Below are 17023 nucleotides of genomic sequence, written 5' to 3'. Positions count from 1 at the left end.
GCACATGACCGCTTTATAGAAAAAGGGTGCCTGCAAGCATGGGGCACCCTTATCTTATCTATTTCATTCAACCTTTTTCTTCAGTCCATTTTCGCAAAAGGAAATGAGTGAACGATATGCCCCTTCCGTCCTGTTGTTGTAACAGCTTGCGACAATGAATTCAGGATCGCTTCCTCTGTTGCTTCAGCGGCACCGGCAAAAATCTGATTCATTACGATGTGACTATCTCTCAACTGCGTCCGTGATTCAGTTACCCCTCCTGAAAAGTGAGAAACTTTATTAGCAGTTGAAAAAGCTATCACAATATCTCCACTTCCATGACTAAAATGGCTTCCCGTTCTACCTAAACCAATTCCGCATCGTTTTGCCACCCGAAGAAGCTGGCGCTCACTTAGCGGGGCATCTGTTGCCAGTACCATTATAATCGAACCATCTGTGGTTTCGGACAGTCCTGGTTCTTTCCTGTTTTCAAGAGGTGTACGTATTTCTTCCTTTTTCCCAAAATTGGTCAAAGTGAGAACGCCAACCGTATAGTCGACGTCATTCACTTCATCAGTAATTTTCCTTGATGAGGTTCCAATTCCTCCTTTATAGCCAAAGCAAACCATTCCTTTCCCCGCACCGACTGCACCTTCCTCCGCTGGACCGCATTCCGCATTGTTAATCGCTTCAATTGCATGACAAGGACGAACTGATAACTTTCGTATCGAATTTAAATGACTATCATTACATTCTCCAACAACAATATTAATGGTACCGGTTGTATCGCCAATTTCAGAATTTTGTTCAAACATATACTGTAATGTACCTTCAGTCACTGCTGGCACCGCAAACGTATTAGTGAGCATAATAGGCGATTCAATCACGCCAAGCTCATTCACTTGTATAAGACCCGTTGTTTTTCCAAAACCATTAATAACATAACTTGCTGCGATTACTTTTTCTTTAAAAAGGTTTCGGCCATGCGGCAAAATAGCAGTTACTCCCGTACAGGCATAGTCCTCTCCATCATCATCAAGCTGATAATCTAGTGTAACATGCCCAATCTTAACTCCATCCACATCTGTTATACAATTGTTTTTACCGGTATCTAAATGTCCAATCTTCAGACCTCGGAAACGAATCTTCACGAGATGATTATCTCTCCTTTACAAGAGGCTTCGGCCGGTTATTTAGGAAATTTTGATAAGCAAAACCTTTAACCTCTTCTTCTTTAAAGAATTTCAACAATTCATTGATTAAGTTTTGACTTTGTGATGCATCTTCTAATCCTTGAATCTTAAGATTAATACCATCAAAATCAGATCCCAAACCAATTTGTTTCACGCCGCCCAAGCCACAAAAATGGTCAATATGTTTGATTAGGTCTGCGATCGTTGCAGGACTCTCCGTTTTTACAAAATCAGGGCTATACACGGCATGGATCATTCCGCCTTTTTCAAACATCGCTTTTGCCTGCTCGTCATCTAAATTTCGCGGATGATTACACAAGGTTTTAGAGTTAGAGTGGCTTGCAATTGGATATCGGGCAATCTCCATCACATCCCAAAAAGAACGTTCACATAAATGAGAAACATCCGTTAACACCTCATTCTCATTATTAAGTTGAACAATTTCCTTTCCTAGAGTGGTTAGCCCTGCCCCACGGGGTTCCATTGCACCATCTGCCGCGAGATTAGCGTAGTTCCAAGTTAAGCCTACAGACATTACACCTAATTGATACAGAATACGTAGCCTAGTTAAATCATTCCCTATGGCTTCTACTCCTTCAAGAGTAAGAAAGGCACCGATTTCGCCATCATTTAATTCATCAAAGTCAGACCAGCTCTTAATCTGCTTCATAGCAGAGTTTTTCCCTAATACTTCCTGGTAAAAAAGGTCAATCTGTTCCAGAGCAACTTGAAATTTTTGATCAGAGTTTATAACTGGATCGATCCAAATGGCAAACCCTTGAACCTTAATCTTACCTTTTTTTAATCTTTCCATATTTGTCTCAACTTCAGGTGCATTCAAAAAAGGTGATTTCCCTTCGGATTCCCATAATTTAAGCAATGCATCGCAATGCAGATCAATGATATTCATAAACTCTCCCCTTAAATTTCAGTGTCTCAAAATTATCTAACAATGCTTATAGTGCTTCAACAACTTTCTGAAATTCCCCGTACAAACTGCTCGTTAACTTGCCTGGGGTACCTGAACCGATTGTTGTTTTATCTACTTTGACTACCGGTAGGACTTCAGCAGTGGTACTAGTTATAAAAATTTCATCTGCTTGAAGAAGTTCCTCAGGACTATAATATTTTTCCTCAAAAGGAATATTCAACTGTTCAGCAATATTTTTTACTGCCATCCTAGTAATTCCAGGCAGAATATGTTTATGAAGCGGAGTCGTGATAATACATCCGTTCTTCACGATAAATACGTTTGAGCTTGTACCTTCTGTCACATACCCATCTCTTACTAAAATCGCTTCGTAGCACCCCGCTTCATGTGCAGTTTGCTTTGCTAAAATATTAGGCAATAAGTTTAAGGATTTTATGTAGCAATTTGCCCATCTTTCATCCTCAAGAATGATTGTCGCAACCCCTTTTTCACGTAATTCTGCGGATAAAGGCTTGGCTTCGCGAATCGTCATCGCAATCGATACTGGGACGTTTGGAAACAGATGATTCCTAGAAGCAATCCCTCTTGTTATTTGAAGGTATACGCTGCACTCTTTTAGCTGTGACTTCGCTACACCCTCTAAAATTAAATCATTAAGCTCTTGAAGGCCTTCTGACATCTGAAGCTTAATATCGTTTGCACTTCTAATCAATCTCTCTAAATGCTCCGTCATCATAAAAGGTTTTCCATCGTAAAAACGAATGACCTCATAAACCCCATCCCCAAATTGATGACCACGTTCATCAATCGGTACAACCTTTTCATCTAGTCCAACAAATTTCCCATTATAATATCCAAGTTCCATTTCCTCATATCCTTTCTAACGCTCTGTTATGTTTCTAGTATATAAAATAAGTCTTGATAACAAAATAAGCGAATGAAAAAAGATTTTAAATTTTAACACTAATAGTAAGTATTATACCAGAATAAGAAAATGAGGTGCTTCACATGGAAAAGAAAAATCTCACTAATAGTGAAAGTGACATTAGAGAAGCAAGTAAGAGAGGGGCGGTTGAAGATATTATTCATGTTAGCTCAATTGATGAAGGCTACGATTTGCGTGCAGCGAATCCGTTTGGTGCTAACCTGAAGCAGGAATTGGATTTTAATGGGGAGGAGAAGGAATAGTTCTTTAGTTCTTTGCCACCTTAAAGAGGAGTTGCTTTGGCAATTCCTCTTTTTATGTAGTTGAATAAGCTTGCCAGCAAATATTTAATAAACCATCCATTTTTGAAACAACTAGTCTAACACATATTCCATTCCTTAATTGTAATCATATGATGCTCATAGCTATTCTTATGAAAGGGAGGAGCTTTGTTGGATGAACTTTGGCAAAATGAATATGGCTTTAGAAAAATCACTCTTAGAGATTACGAGATTTATAGCGACTATACAGAAGTAACTTCCTATTTCACAGGATTATGGGCATCAAATTTCACTTATATTTGGAGCCTATCCAGAAAAAAGAATATAAATGTCTTTTATAAGATTATCGATGGTATGCTAGTAACATTTATTAGAACAAAAAGGAATTATATGTTTCTCTGGTGCTTACCTATTGGACAGGGAAACGCTGATCATGTTGTCAAGGTATTAATGAAAAGCTTAGAGCTTTGCAGAGATTGGAACACTCAATATAACGTTACAAAAAAACCAATCGTTTATTTACTAAATGAACTACAGCTGAATTTTCTTAAAACCTCAAGCTATTTTGACAGTTTTTTTATTCTGACTGGCCAAAAAAGCAAGGAAATTATTTGGGATATTTCAAAGGTTGTAGAACGAAAAGGAAAAGAATTTCAGGCTGTTCGATATTGGTTGAACCGCATCGAAAGAGAATACCCCTCACTTCAATTTAGACGTTTTACACCCTCAGATTTAAAGCAAGTCCTTTTCCTAAAGAAACGTTGGAATGAAGCTTCCGGAAAAAGGTATAGCAGAATTACAGACAACCATACCTTTACTCAAATCTTTCGTCATTATCAATCGTTGCATGAGTTGATTTTTGTTGCAACAATTGATGATCGAGTTGTTGGGGTTGTTACAGGGGAAATCTTGCCGAACAAACTCGCATGGGGCTGCATTGCAAAAGGGTTACCAGAAATAAAAGGGATTTATGAATTTTTATATACGGAATTTGCCCGGAACATTCAGGAACTAAATCCAGAGATCAATCTGCTTCTCACTGGAAGTGACAATAACCATGAAGGCCTGCGAACTTTCAAAGAAAAGTTTAATCCGGTTTTAAAACTAAAATTATATTCTTTAAAACTTAGGTGATTGTAATGGAACAAACGTTTTTTAAAATCATTCCCCAGCCTACCAGCGAGATGGCAATAACCATTCATGTCAGCCATTCAGCAAATCTTTGCCAGTTTCTATCCTTTGGAATGCAAAAAGTTCCTATTCAAATGAACTCGTCTGAAGAAGTCATGATTAATGAACTTCATTTATCAGATGCCCTTATCCAATTGCTTAATATTCCTACTTTTTGTGATTTTGAAATCATTTTTGAAGAAGATACGATTATTTTAGGACCTTATTTAGGTATTCTTACACCCATAAAAAAAAATCTTCAAACATATTTAAACGACCTCAATGGTTATATTTTTCATTATCACAAAATCAAAGGGGCAATTGCTGCGTTTTCTATTGAGGACATTGACATGACATCTGCACAAATATTAAAAGCATATATATATAATCCCAAACAACAAGAGTGGATCATGATGCCAAACATCCCCTTCCCTTCAGCCATTTTTAATCGCTGTAAAGTAACAAAAAATCCAAAATGGTCGTATATTTCTACCGTATATCAAAAAAAAATTTTTAATTACCCAACCTTTCATAAATGGGAGATGTACGAATGGCTGCAGAGAGAACCATCTCTTCGAAACACGCTGCCAAAAACTGCACTATGCAATAAACCAAGGGATATTCTCAGGTTCCTTAAAACATATAAAAGAGCTTATTTAAAGCCAATTGGTGGTACTTTTGCTAAAGGAATTATTGAGATTACAGTATCAGAGAATGTGATCCATTTGCGTTATCAAAAAAGAAAAAAAACCATTCATCATTTAATTGATAACAGAAAAGACTTGATAAAGTTTTTGAGAAAGCTTTTACAGAAAAACACCTATATAATGCAAGAAGCCATCGAACTTTTAACTATCGATGGCCAGATTATTGATTTTCGTCAAATTTATTTAAAGAATCAAAAGGGTTTATGGCAAGAAGCCGGGTTATTTGCAAGATACGGAAAAGCTGGAAGTGCCGTTAGCAATATTACATCTGGCGGTAAGGCAAGGTTCGGGGAAATGGCCTTGATGGAGATGTTTCCTGAGGACATGGCAAAAGATCTCCTTGAACAGATCACTAACTTATGCAGACTAGCATCGTCCTGCTTGGAAGAACATCTAATTCAATGTGGAAACTTGGGATTTGATTTTGCAATCGATAAGAACCAGAAGCTTTGGATTATTGAAATCAATAACGAAGATCCCGATCACCGTATTGCTCTGGTATCAAACCGTAAGGATCTCTTATATTATACAAGGCTACAAAATATGCTTTATACTAAATTTTTATCAGGATTTAACTCCTAAAAAAACAACCGCTATGATTAATATTCGAGACGGTTGTTTTCTCTTTACGGTTTATTAAGCTTTCAATGCATTGATAAACTTATTATATGATTGAAACATAGAGGTTTTAACTAAGACCACAGAATCATTACTTATTAATCTGCAAATTTTTTCATAGGCTTCTCTTGGTGATTTGCAAGGAAATATGGTCGATTCATCCATTCCTAATTCTTTTGCCTGTAATGCAATCGGCAAAGCCTCCTCCCCAATCGTGAAAAGGAAATCAAGTTCATGGCTCGCTGCTATCTTCCCAACCAGTTCATGGACTTCCTTAGACCGGTTACCAAGATACTTAATTTCACCCAATACGGCAATTTTTTTCCTCCCTTTTGAAATGTTCTTTAACACTTCGAAAGCTGATTGTATGGATGTTGGGTTTGTACTCCACGTATCATCTATGATCGTAGAACCTTTGATACCTTGGATAATTTCAACATGCCTCGGGAGGCGGGGAAAGTCGCTTAATCGTTTTCCTGCTTCTGCTACCTCTACCCCTAAGGCATATGCTGTTGCAATAGCTGCAGCTGCATTTTGTACATTGTGCTTTCCTAACCCAGGTATTGAAAATTTATAATTCTTGGATTGATGTATGATTGTATATTTCATTTCATTGTCGCCGTATTCTATATCACTAATTTTAAAGTCACATCCATCCTCGGCACCAAAAGTAAGCAAATTCTTATTAAAATTATTCAAGTCCAGTTTATTAATTCTTTCATCATCCATGTTGATAATGACGGTCCCGTCTTCCCTTATTAAAGAAAAGATAGACAGTTTTTCTCTTTGATAGGCTTCAAGAGTAGGAAAACCATTTAAATGGTCAATTCCGATTGAGGTTAAGATTCCAACATGAGGCTTGAAATAACGGTACGATTCTTTTAAATGACCAGGTCTCGCAACAGCAGTTTCCATAACAACAATATCCGTAGACGGCTGTATACCTAATAAATACCCAAAATTTCTGCTTGGGTCATTATGATTGGAAATAGTTTTGTATACATTTTTATCCTTTTCAAAGATCCAGCTCACCATTTCTTTTGTTGTCGTCTTCCCACATGTCCCTGTTACCGCGACAAACGGAATTTGAAAAAGATTTCTATAATAGTCAATGAACCTCCAATACGCTTTTCTAATCTTCTTCACCTGCACAATAGTCACATTCGATCCAACATCTTGAAGATTCTGAGGATTTGAGGAGATGACAACAACTTGTTTTAATGAAGCAAAACCTTTTAACGACAACATTTTACCTTTATGAAAAAACATCGTGTTATGTGTCACTTTTGAGTATTTGAAACTTTTTAGAACATTTGAGATGCGTGGATTAGGATGACCATATATGACGACCCCTTTTATATGTGCGATGAAGTCTTGCAGAAAAATTGTTTTCATCTGTTCCCTCCCATCCCTTCTGACGTATTGTCAAAACTTTTATAAGAAATAGGCTATTAAATACCTTGATAGAGGGCTTTATAAGCAAAAAAATTGCCACCCCCTGAATTCTAAGGATAATTGAGGTTACCACACACCCAACAACCTAGAATGGAAGTGACAATTTGTACCCTCAAATTATAACCTATTTATTAACTTTTATAAACTATCAAGAACAAATGATTCGAACATTACTTACCTTATTAATTGGTAAAAGTATGTTTGATAAGCCAACAGAACAGCCGGTGAATAAACCCTATCGTAAACTTCAGGTAGATGATCTACCGATCATAGAACTACTAGAAAATCTCGATTATCAACTTCTCCTTACTGAATACTTAGAGAAAAACGGGAAACCCCTTAAACCTGTTCAAAGGCGTAAGAATGCAAAAATTTCAGTCCCTAAATCTATGAACTGTCCAAAGTGTGGTGCTCCATCAGATTACCTTTATGCCAATAATGGAGATAAAGGACAGTATCTATGCAAAGTCTGTTCCTGTCTTTTCAATGATAAAAGCCGTTATTCCAAAGAGGCCATTTTGAAGTGCCCTCATTGTTCGAAGACTCTAGAAAAAATCAAGGAACGTAAAGACTTTGATGTGTACAAATGTAAAAACAATGATTGTTCTTACTATCAAAAGAAAATAAACGCAATGTCTTCAAAAGAGAAGAAAAGGTTTAGAAAGGACCCTCAGGCATTTAAACTGAGATACATTTTTCGTCAGTTTCATATTGAATTTCAACCTTTATCCAAAGATTCACCAGAGTTGCCGAGAGTGGATTTATCTAGGATTTATGCATCCCCACATACCTTAGGACTTATATTGACCTATCATGTAAACTATGGCCTTTCGGCCCGTAAAACAGCCGCGATTATGCAGGATGTTCACGGAGTTATGATTTCTCATCAGACGATATTGAACTACGAAAATAGTGTTGCGCTCTTGCTTAAGCCTTACGTCGATCACTATCCGTATGATCTTTCAGATCAATTTTGTGGTGATGAAACTTATATTCGAGTGAATGGACGCTGGCATTATTTGTTTTTCTTTTTTGACGCAGTGAAAAAGATCATCCTATCTTACCCGGTGTCTGCCAATCGAGATACAGCGTCAGCCATTCGTGCGATAGATGAAGTGTTAGTAAAGATGAAAGAGATTCCAAAAGACCTTACTTTTGTAGTGGATGGAAACCCAATCTATCTTTTAGCACAACACTTTTTCGCTCAGCATGATATTTCTTTTGATGTGAAGCAAGTGATTGGGCTTACAAATGAAGACCCAGTCTCAACGGAATACAGACCTTTAAAACAGATTATAGAGAGGCTCAATCGAACATTTAAAGGCAACTATCGCTCGACTCATGGATTTGGTTCGGAAAAAGGATCTGTATCCTTTGTCACTTTGTTTGTGGCCTATTTTAATTTTCTACGGCCTCATGCATCCTTAGAAGGAAAAGTGCCTGTGGTAAACCCTCAATTACAAGGGCTTCCCACCATGCCAGCACGTTGGACAAAGCTTATAGAGTTAGCCCAACAATGGATTATCGAGCAACAGGTAGCCTAACTTTTTGTTTAGCAGAGCCCTTAAGCTATTCAGCAATCGGCGGAGCGAACTCTTGACAAACCGAACTTGCCAATGGTTTAAAATGGAAACAACCAAGGGCTTATTTGGTATGCCTTCTTTTTGTCCTCTTCGCCCTTGATAGCCTTTTGTTAAACCATTGGCGTGTTTGTCAAGAGCGATTGCGTGGCCTTACCACATAAAAACTGGAAGGAATCAAAGGGTTAGTGTTAAGTTTTCATAGAACTTTTTACACTACCTTCCCATTCGTATTGTCAAAACTTTTATAAGAAATAGGCTATTAAATACCTTGATAGAGGGCTTTATAAGCAAAAAAATTGCCACCCCCTGAATTCTAAGGATAATTGAGGTTACCACACACCCAACAACCTAGAATGGAAGTGACAATTTGTACCCTCAAATTATAACCTATTTATTAACTTTTATAAACTATCAAGAACAAATGATTCGAACATTACTTACCTTATTAATTGGTAAAAGTATGTTTGATAAGCCAACAGAACAGCCGGTGAATAAACCCTATCGTAAACTTCAGGTAGATGATCTACCGATCATAGAACTACTAGAAAATCTCGATTATCAACTTCTCCTTACTGAATACTTAGAGAAAAACGGGAAACCCCTTAAACCTGTTCAAAGGCGTAAGAATGCAAAAATTTCAGTCCCTAAATCTATGAACTGTCCAAAGTGTGGTGCTCCATCAGATTACCTTTATGCCAATAATGGAGATAAAGGACAGTATCTATGCAAAGTCTGTTCCTGTCTTTTCAATGATAAAAGCCGTTATTCCAAAGAGGCCATTTTGAAGTGCCCTCATTGTTCGAAGACTCTAGAAAAAATCAAGGAACGTAAAGACTTTGATGTGTACAAATGTAAAAACAATGATTGTTCTTACTATCAAAAGAAAATAAACGCAATGTCTTCAAAAGAGAAGAAAAGGTTTAGAAAGGACCCTCAGGCATTTAAACTGAGATACATTTTTCGTCAGTTTCATATTGAATTTCAACCTTTATCCAAAGATTCACCAGAGTTGCCGAGAGTGGATTTATCTAGGATTTATGCATCCCCACATACCTTAGGACTTATATTGACCTATCATGTAAACTATGGCCTTTCGGCCCGTAAAACAGCCGCGATTATGCAGGATGTTCACGGAGTTATGATTTCTCATCAGACGATATTGAACTACGAAAATAGTGTTGCGCTCTTGCTTAAGCCTTACGTCGATCACTATCCGTATGATCTTTCAGATCAATTTTGTGGTGATGAAACTTATATTCGAGTGAATGGACGCTGGCATTATTTGTTTTTCTTTTTTGACGCAGTGAAAAAGATCATCCTATCTTACCCGGTGTCTGCCAATCGAGATACAGCGTCAGCCATTCGTGCGATAGATGAAGTGTTAGTAAAGATGAAAGAGATTCCAAAAGACCTTACTTTTGTAGTGGATGGAAACCCAATCTATCTTTTAGCACAACACTTTTTCGCTCAGCATGATATTTCTTTTGATGTGAAGCAAGTGATTGGGCTTACAAATGAAGACCCAGTCTCAACGGAATACAGACCTTTAAAACAGATTATAGAGAGGCTCAATCGAACATTTAAAGGCAACTATCGCTCGACTCATGGATTTGGTTCGGAAAAAGGATCTGTATCCTTTGTCACTTTGTTTGTGGCCTATTTTAATTTTCTACGGCCTCATGCATCCTTAGAAGGAAAAGTGCCTGTGGTAAACCCTCAATTACAAGGGCTTCCCACCATGCCAGCACGTTGGACAAAGCTTATAGAGTTAGCCCAACAATGGATTATCGAGCAACAGGTAGCCTAACTTTTTGTTTAGCAGAGCCCTTAAGCTATTCAGCAATCGGCGGAGCGAACTCTTGACAAACCGAACTTGCCAATGGTTTAAAATGGAAACAACCAAGGGCTTATTTGGTATGCCTTCTTTTTGTCCTCTTCGCCCTTGATAGCCTTTTGTTAAACCATTGGCGTGTTTGTCAAGAGCGATTGCGTGGCCTTACCACATAAAAACTGGAAGGAATCAAAGGGTTAGTGTTAAGTTTTCATAGAACTTTTTACACTACCTTCCCATTCGTATTGTCAAAACTTTTATAAGAAATAGGCTATTAAATACCTTGATAGAGGGCTTTATAAGCAAAAAAATTGCCACCCCCTGAATTCTAAGGATAATTGAGGTTACCACACACCCAACAACCTAGAATGGAAGTGACAATTTGTACCCTCAAATTATAACCTATTTATTAACTTTTATAAACTATCAAGAACAAATGATTCGAACATTACTTACCTTATTAATTGGTAAAAGTATGTTTGATAAGCCAACAGAACAGCCGGTGAATAAACCCTATCGTAAACTTCAGGTAGATGATCTACCGATCATAGAACTACTAGAAAATCTCGATTATCAACTTCTCCTTACTGAATACTTAGAGAAAAACGGGAAACCCCTTAAACCTGTTCAAAGGCGTAAGAATGCAAAAATTTCAGTCCCTAAATCTATGAACTGTCCAAAGTGTGGTGCTCCATCAGATTACCTTTATGCCAATAATGGAGATAAAGGACAGTATCTATGCAAAGTCTGTTCCTGTCTTTTCAATGATAAAAGCCGTTATTCCAAAGAGGCCATTTTGAAGTGCCCTCATTGTTCGAAGACTCTAGAAAAAATCAAGGAACGTAAAGACTTTGATGTGTACAAATGTAAAAACAATGATTGTTCTTACTATCAAAAGAAAATAAACGCAATGTCTTCAAAAGAGAAGAAAAGGTTTAGAAAGGACCCTCAGGCATTTAAACTGAGATACATTTTTCGTCAGTTTCATATTGAATTTCAACCTTTATCCAAAGATTCACCAGAGTTGCCGAGAGTGGATTTATCTAGGATTTATGCATCCCCACATACCTTAGGACTTATATTGACCTATCATGTAAACTATGGCCTTTCGGCCCGTAAAACAGCCGCGATTATGCAGGATGTTCACGGAGTTATGATTTCTCATCAGACGATATTGAACTACGAAAATAGTGTTGCGCTCTTGCTTAAGCCTTACGTCGATCACTATCCGTATGATCTTTCAGATCAATTTTGTGGTGATGAAACTTATATTCGAGTGAATGGACGCTGGCATTATTTGTTTTTCTTTTTTGACGCAGTGAAAAAGATCATCCTATCTTACCCGGTGTCTGCCAATCGAGATACAGCGTCAGCCATTCGTGCGATAGATGAAGTGTTAGTAAAGATGAAAGAGATTCCAAAAGACCTTACTTTTGTAGTGGATGGAAACCCAATCTATCTTTTAGCACAACACTTTTTCGCTCAGCATGATATTTCTTTTGATGTGAAGCAAGTGATTGGGCTTACAAATGAAGACCCAGTCTCAACGGAATACAGACCTTTAAAACAGATTATAGAGAGGCTCAATCGAACATTTAAAGGCAACTATCGCTCGACTCATGGATTTGGTTCGGAAAAAGGATCTGTATCCTTTGTCACTTTGTTTGTGGCCTATTTTAATTTTCTACGGCCTCATGCATCCTTAGAAGGAAAAGTGCCTGTGGTAAACCCTCAATTACAAGGGCTTCCCACCATGCCAGCACGTTGGACAAAGCTTATAGAGTTAGCCCAACAATGGATTATCGAGCAACAGGTAGCCTAACTTTTTGTTTAGCAGAGCCCTTAAGCTATTCAGCAATCGGCGGAGCGAACTCTTGACAAACCGAACTTGCCAATGGTTTAAAATGGAAACAACCAAGGGCTTATTTGGTATGCCTTCTTTTTGTCCTCTTCGCCCTTGATAGCCTTTTGTTAAACCATTGGCGTGTTTGTCAAGAGCGATTGCGTGGCCTTACCACATAAAAACTGGAAGGAATCAAAGGGTTAGTGTTAAGTTTTCATAGAACTTTTTACACTACCTTCCCATTCGTATTGTCAAAACTTTTATAAGAAATAGGCTATTAAATACCTTGATAGAGGGCTTTATAAGCAAAAAAATTGCCACCCCCTGAATTCTAAGGATAATTGAGGTTACCACACACCCAACAACCTAGAATGGAAGTGACAATTTGTACCCTCAAATTATAACCTATTTATTAACTTTTATAAACTATCAAGAACAAATGATTCGAACATTACTTACCTTATTAATTGGTAAAAGTATGTTTGATAAGCCAACAGAACAGCCGGTGAATAAACCCTATCGTAAACTTCAGGTAGATGATCTACCGATCATAGAACTACTAGAAAATCTCGATTATCAACTTCTCCTTACTGAATACTTAGAGAAAAACGGGAAACCCCTTAAACCTGTTCAAAGGCGTAAGAATGCAAAAATTTCAGTCCCTAAATCTATGAACTGTCCAAAGTGTGGTGCTCCATCAGATTACCTTTATGCCAATAATGGAGATAAAGGACAGTATCTATGCAAAGTCTGTTCCTGTCTTTTCAATGATAAGAGCCGTTATTCCAAAGAGGCCATTTTGAAGTGCCCTCATTGTTCAAAAACTCTAGAAAAAATCAAGGAACGCAAAGATTTTGATGTGTACAAGTGTAAAAACAATGATTGTTCTTACTATCAAAAGAAAATAAACGCTATGTCTTCAAAAGAGAAGAAAAGGTTTAAAAAGGACCCTCAAGCATTTAAATTGAGATACGTTTTTCGTCAGTTTCGTATAGATTTTCAACCTTTATCTCAAAATTCACCTGAGTTGCCAAGAGTGGATTTGTCTAGGATTTATGCATCCTCACATACCTTAGGACTTATATTGACCTATCATGTAAACTATGGCCTTTCGGCCCGCAAAACAGCTGCGATTATGCAGGATGTTCACGGGGTTATGATTTCTCATCAGACGATATTGAACTACGAAAATAGTGTGGCGCTCTTGCTTAAGCCTTACGTGGATCACTATCCGTATGAGCTTTCAGATCAATTTTGTGGTGATGAAACTTATATTCGAGTGAATGGACGCTGGCATTATTTGTTTTTCTTTTTTGACGCAGTGAAAAAGATCATCCTATCCTATCCTATCCGGTGTCTGCCAATCGAGATACAGCGTCAGCCATTCGTGCGATAGATGAAGTGTTAGTAAAGATGAAAGAGATTCCAAAGGACCTTACTTTTGTAGTGGACGGAAACCCAATCTATCTTTTAGCACAACACTTTTTCGCTCAGCATGATATTTCTTTTGATGTGAAGCAAGTGATTGGGCTTACAAATGAAGACCCAGTCTCAACGGAATATAGACCTTTAAAACAGGTTATCGAGAGACTCAATCGAACATTTAAAAGCAACTATCGCTCGACCNGTGTACAAATGTAAAAACAATGATTGTTCTTACTATCAAAAGAAAATAAACGCAATGTCTTCAAAAGAGAAGAAAAGGTTTAGAAAGGACCCTCAGGCATTTAAACTGAGATACATTTTTCGTCAGTTTCATATTGAATTTCAACCTTTATCCAAAGATTCACCAGAGTTGCCGAGAGTGGATTTATCTAGGATTTATGCATCCCCACATACCTTAGGACTTATATTGACCTATCATGTAAACTATGGCCTTTCGGCCCGTAAAACAGCCGCGATTATGCAGGATGTTCACGGAGTTATGATTTCTCATCAGACGATATTGAACTACGAAAATAGTGTTGCGCTCTTGCTTAAGCCTTACGTCGATCACTATCCGTATGATCTTTCAGATCAATTTTGTGGTGATGAAACTTATATTCGAGTGAATGGACGCTGGCATTATTTGTTTTTCTTTTTTGACGCAGTGAAAAAGATCATCCTATCTTACCCGGTGTCTGCCAATCGAGATACAGCGTCAGCCATTCGTGCGATAGATGAAGTGTTAGTAAAGATGAAAGAGATTCCAAAAGACCTTACTTTTGTAGTGGATGGAAACCCAATCTATCTTTTAGCACAACACTTTTTCGCTCAGCATGATATTTCTTTTGATGTGAAGCAAGTGATTGGGCTTACAAATGAAGACCCAGTCTCAACGGAATACAGACCTTTAAAACAGATTATAGAGAGGCTCAATCGAACATTTAAAGGCAACTATCGCTCGACTCATGGATTTGGTTCGGAAAAAGGATCTGTATCCTTTGTCACTTTGTTTGTGGCCTATTTTAATTTTCTACGGCCTCATGCATCCTTAGAAGGAAAAGTGCCTGTGGTAAACCCTCAATTACAAGGGCTTCCCACCATGCCAGCACGTTGGACAAAGCTTATAGAGTTAGCCCAACAATGGATTATCGAGCAACAGGTAGCCTAACTTTTTGTTTAGCAGAGCCCTTAAGCTATTCAGCAATCGGCGGAGCGAACTCTTGACAAACCGAACTTGCCAATGGTTTAAAATGGAAACAACCAAGGGCTTATTTGGTATGCCTTCTTTTTGTCCTCTTCGCCCTTGATAGCCTTTTGTTAAACCATTGGCGTGTTTGTCAAGAGCGATTGCGTGGCCTTACCACATAAAAACTGGAAGGAATCAAAGGGTTAGTGTTAAGTTTTCATAGAACTTTTTACACTACCTTCCCATTCGTATTGTCAAAACTTTTATAAGAAATAGGCTATTAAATACCTTGATAGAGGGCTTTATAAGCAAAAAAATTGCCACCCCCTGAATTCTAAGGATAATTGAGGTTACCACACACCCAACAACCTAGAATGGAAGTGACAATTTGTACCCTCAAATTATAACCTATTTATTAACTTTTATAAACTATCAAGAACAAATGATTCGAACATTACTTACCTTATTAATTGGTAAAAGTATGTTTGATAAGCCAACAGAACAGCCGGTGAATAAACCCTATCGTAAACTTCAGGTAGATGATCTACCGATCATAGAACTACTAGAAAATCTCGATTATCAACTTCTCCTTACTGAATACTTAGAGAAAAACGGGAAACCCCTTAAACCTGTTCAAAGGCGTAAGAATGCAAAAATTTCAGTCCCTAAATCTATGAACTGTCCAAAGTGTGGTGCTCCATCAGATTACCTTTATGCCAATAATGGAGATAAAGGACAGTATCTATGCAAAGTCTGTTCCTGTCTTTTCAATGATAAAAGCCGTTATTCCAAAGAGGCCATTTTGAAGTGCCCTCATTGTTCGAAGACTCTAGAAAAAATCAAGGAACGTAAAGACTTTGATGTGTACAAATGTAAAAACAATGATTGTTCTTACTATCAAAAGAAAATAAACGCAATGTCTTCAAAAGAGAAGAAAAGGTTTAGAAAGGACCCTCAGGCATTTAAACTGAGATACATTTTTCGTCAGTTTCATATTGAATTTCAACCTTTATCCAAAGATTCACCAGAGTTGCCGAGAGTGGATTTATCTAGGATTTATGCATCCCCACATACCTTAGGACTTATATTGACCTATCATGTAAACTATGGCCTTTCGGCCCGTAAAACAGCCGCGATTATGCAGGATGTTCACGGAGTTATGATTTCTCATCAGACGATATTGAACTACGAAAATAGTGTTGCGCTCTTGCTTAAGCCTTACGTCGATCACTATCCGTATGATCTTTCAGATCAATTTTGTGGTGATGAAACTTATATTCGAGTGAATGGACGCTGGCATTATTTGTTTTTCTTTTTTGACGCAGTGAAAAAGATCATCCTATCTTACCCGGTGTCTGCCAATCGAGATACAGCGTCAGCCATTCGTGCGATAGATGAAGTGTTAGTAAAGATGAAAGAGATTCCAAAAGACCTTACTTTTGTAGTGGATGGAAACCCAATCTATCTTTTAGCACAACACTTTTTCGCTCAGCATGATATTTCTTTTGATGTGAAGCAAGTGATTGGGCTTACAAATGAAGACCCAGTCTCAACGGAATACAGACCTTTAAAACAGATTATAGAGAGGCTCAATCGAACATTTAAAGGCAACTATCGCTCGACTCATGGATTTGGTTCGGAAAAAGGATCTGTATCCTTTGTCACTTTGTTTGTGGCCTATTTTAATTTTCTACGGCCTCATGCATCCTTAGAAGGAAAAGTGCCTGTGGTAAACCCTCAATTACAAGGGCTTCCCACCATGCCAGCACGTTGGACAAAGCTTATAGAGTTAGCCCAACAATGGATTATCGAGCAACAGGTAGCCTAACTTTTTGTTTAGCAGAGCCCTTAAGCTATTCAGCAATCGGCGGAGCGAACTCTTGACAAACCGAACTT

Annotated in this window: 11 protein-coding genes and 2 pseudogenes; 9 read left to right on the top strand and 4 right to left on the bottom strand. The window is 37.8% G+C overall.

All coding sequences use genetic code 11. The features are described from left to right. Positions 1-80: 80 nt before the first annotated feature. From CZ487_RS08675 to dat, 3 genes are read right to left on the bottom strand one after another with little or no spacing between them, the layout of a single operon-like run. Positions 81-1130, bottom strand: a complete 1050-nt coding sequence (locus CZ487_RS08675) for a DmpA family aminopeptidase (protein ID WP_077211717.1) — start codon at positions 1128-1130, stop codon at positions 81-83. A gap of 7 nt (positions 1131-1137) precedes the next feature. Further along, a complete protein-coding gene (locus tag CZ487_RS08670) occupies positions 1138-2082 on the bottom strand; it encodes a dipeptidase (RefSeq protein ID WP_077211716.1) in 945 nt (314 codons plus the stop codon). A gap of 46 nt (positions 2083-2128) precedes the next feature. Then, entirely contained in the window at positions 2129-2968 is an 840-nt protein-coding gene (gene dat, locus CZ487_RS08665; RefSeq protein WP_077211715.1) for a D-amino-acid transaminase, read from the bottom strand. 143 nt (positions 2969-3111) lie between these two features. Here dat and CZ487_RS08660 point away from each other — a divergent pair, with 143 nt between their 5' ends. The 3 genes from CZ487_RS08660 to CZ487_RS08650 all read left to right on the top strand — a co-directional run bounded on the left by CZ487_RS08660 (position 3112) and on the right by CZ487_RS08650 (position 5768). Beyond that, the gene (locus CZ487_RS08660) at positions 3112-3291 is read left to right on the top strand and encodes a hypothetical protein (RefSeq protein ID WP_077211714.1); all 180 of its coding nucleotides are present in this window, start codon (positions 3112-3114) and stop codon (positions 3289-3291) included. Between the two features lie 189 nt (positions 3292-3480). Further along, complete coding sequence (locus CZ487_RS08655; protein ID WP_077211713.1) at positions 3481-4443, top strand: phosphatidylglycerol lysyltransferase domain-containing protein; 963 nt, start codon at positions 3481-3483, stop codon at positions 4441-4443. Positions 4444-4448: 5 nt separating this feature from the next. Further along, entirely contained in the window at positions 4449-5768 is a 1320-nt protein-coding gene (locus CZ487_RS08650) for a YheC/YheD family endospore coat-associated protein (protein WP_077211712.1), read from the top strand. 54 nt (positions 5769-5822) lie between these two features. Here CZ487_RS08650 and CZ487_RS08645 read toward each other — a convergent pair whose 3' ends face one another. Then, the gene (locus CZ487_RS08645; protein WP_077211711.1) at positions 5823-7199 is read right to left on the bottom strand and encodes a Mur ligase family protein; all 1377 of its coding nucleotides are present in this window, start codon (positions 7197-7199) and stop codon (positions 5823-5825) included. Between the two features lie 164 nt (positions 7200-7363). Between CZ487_RS08645 and CZ487_RS08640 the strand changes: the two genes are divergently transcribed. From CZ487_RS08640 to CZ487_RS08615, 6 genes and pseudogenes are all read left to right on the top strand, one after another. After that, a complete protein-coding gene (locus tag CZ487_RS08640; RefSeq protein WP_077211710.1) occupies positions 7364-8803 on the top strand; it encodes a DDE-type integrase/transposase/recombinase in 1440 nt (479 codons plus the stop codon). A gap of 406 nt (positions 8804-9209) precedes the next feature. Beyond that, the gene (locus CZ487_RS08635) at positions 9210-10649 is read left to right on the top strand and encodes a DDE-type integrase/transposase/recombinase (protein ID WP_077211710.1); all 1440 of its coding nucleotides are present in this window, start codon (positions 9210-9212) and stop codon (positions 10647-10649) included. A gap of 406 nt (positions 10650-11055) precedes the next feature. Further along, positions 11056-12495, top strand: a complete 1440-nt coding sequence (locus CZ487_RS08630) for a DDE-type integrase/transposase/recombinase (protein WP_077211710.1) — start codon at positions 11056-11058, stop codon at positions 12493-12495. Between the two features lie 406 nt (positions 12496-12901). After that, positions 12902-14142: pseudogene (locus CZ487_RS08625) on the top strand (IS6 family transposase); the annotation flags it as partial. A gap of 1 nt (position 14143) precedes the next feature. Further along, a pseudogene (locus tag CZ487_RS08620) lies at positions 14144-15109 on the top strand (IS6 family transposase); the annotation flags it as partial. 406 nt (positions 15110-15515) lie between these two features. Continuing rightward, positions 15516-16955, top strand: coding sequence for a DDE-type integrase/transposase/recombinase (locus CZ487_RS08615; protein ID WP_077211710.1), 1440 nt, complete (start codon positions 15516-15518; stop codon positions 16953-16955). Positions 16956-17023: the final 68 nt, after the last annotated feature.

The sequence above is a fragment of the Robertmurraya dakarensis genome, from assembly GCF_900156875.1.
Lineage (GTDB): Bacteria > Bacillota > Bacilli > Bacillales > Cytobacillaceae > Robertmurraya > Robertmurraya dakarensis.
Note: the sequence above shows the minus strand (reverse complement) of the source record. Positions and strands in the feature narration are given on the sequence as shown.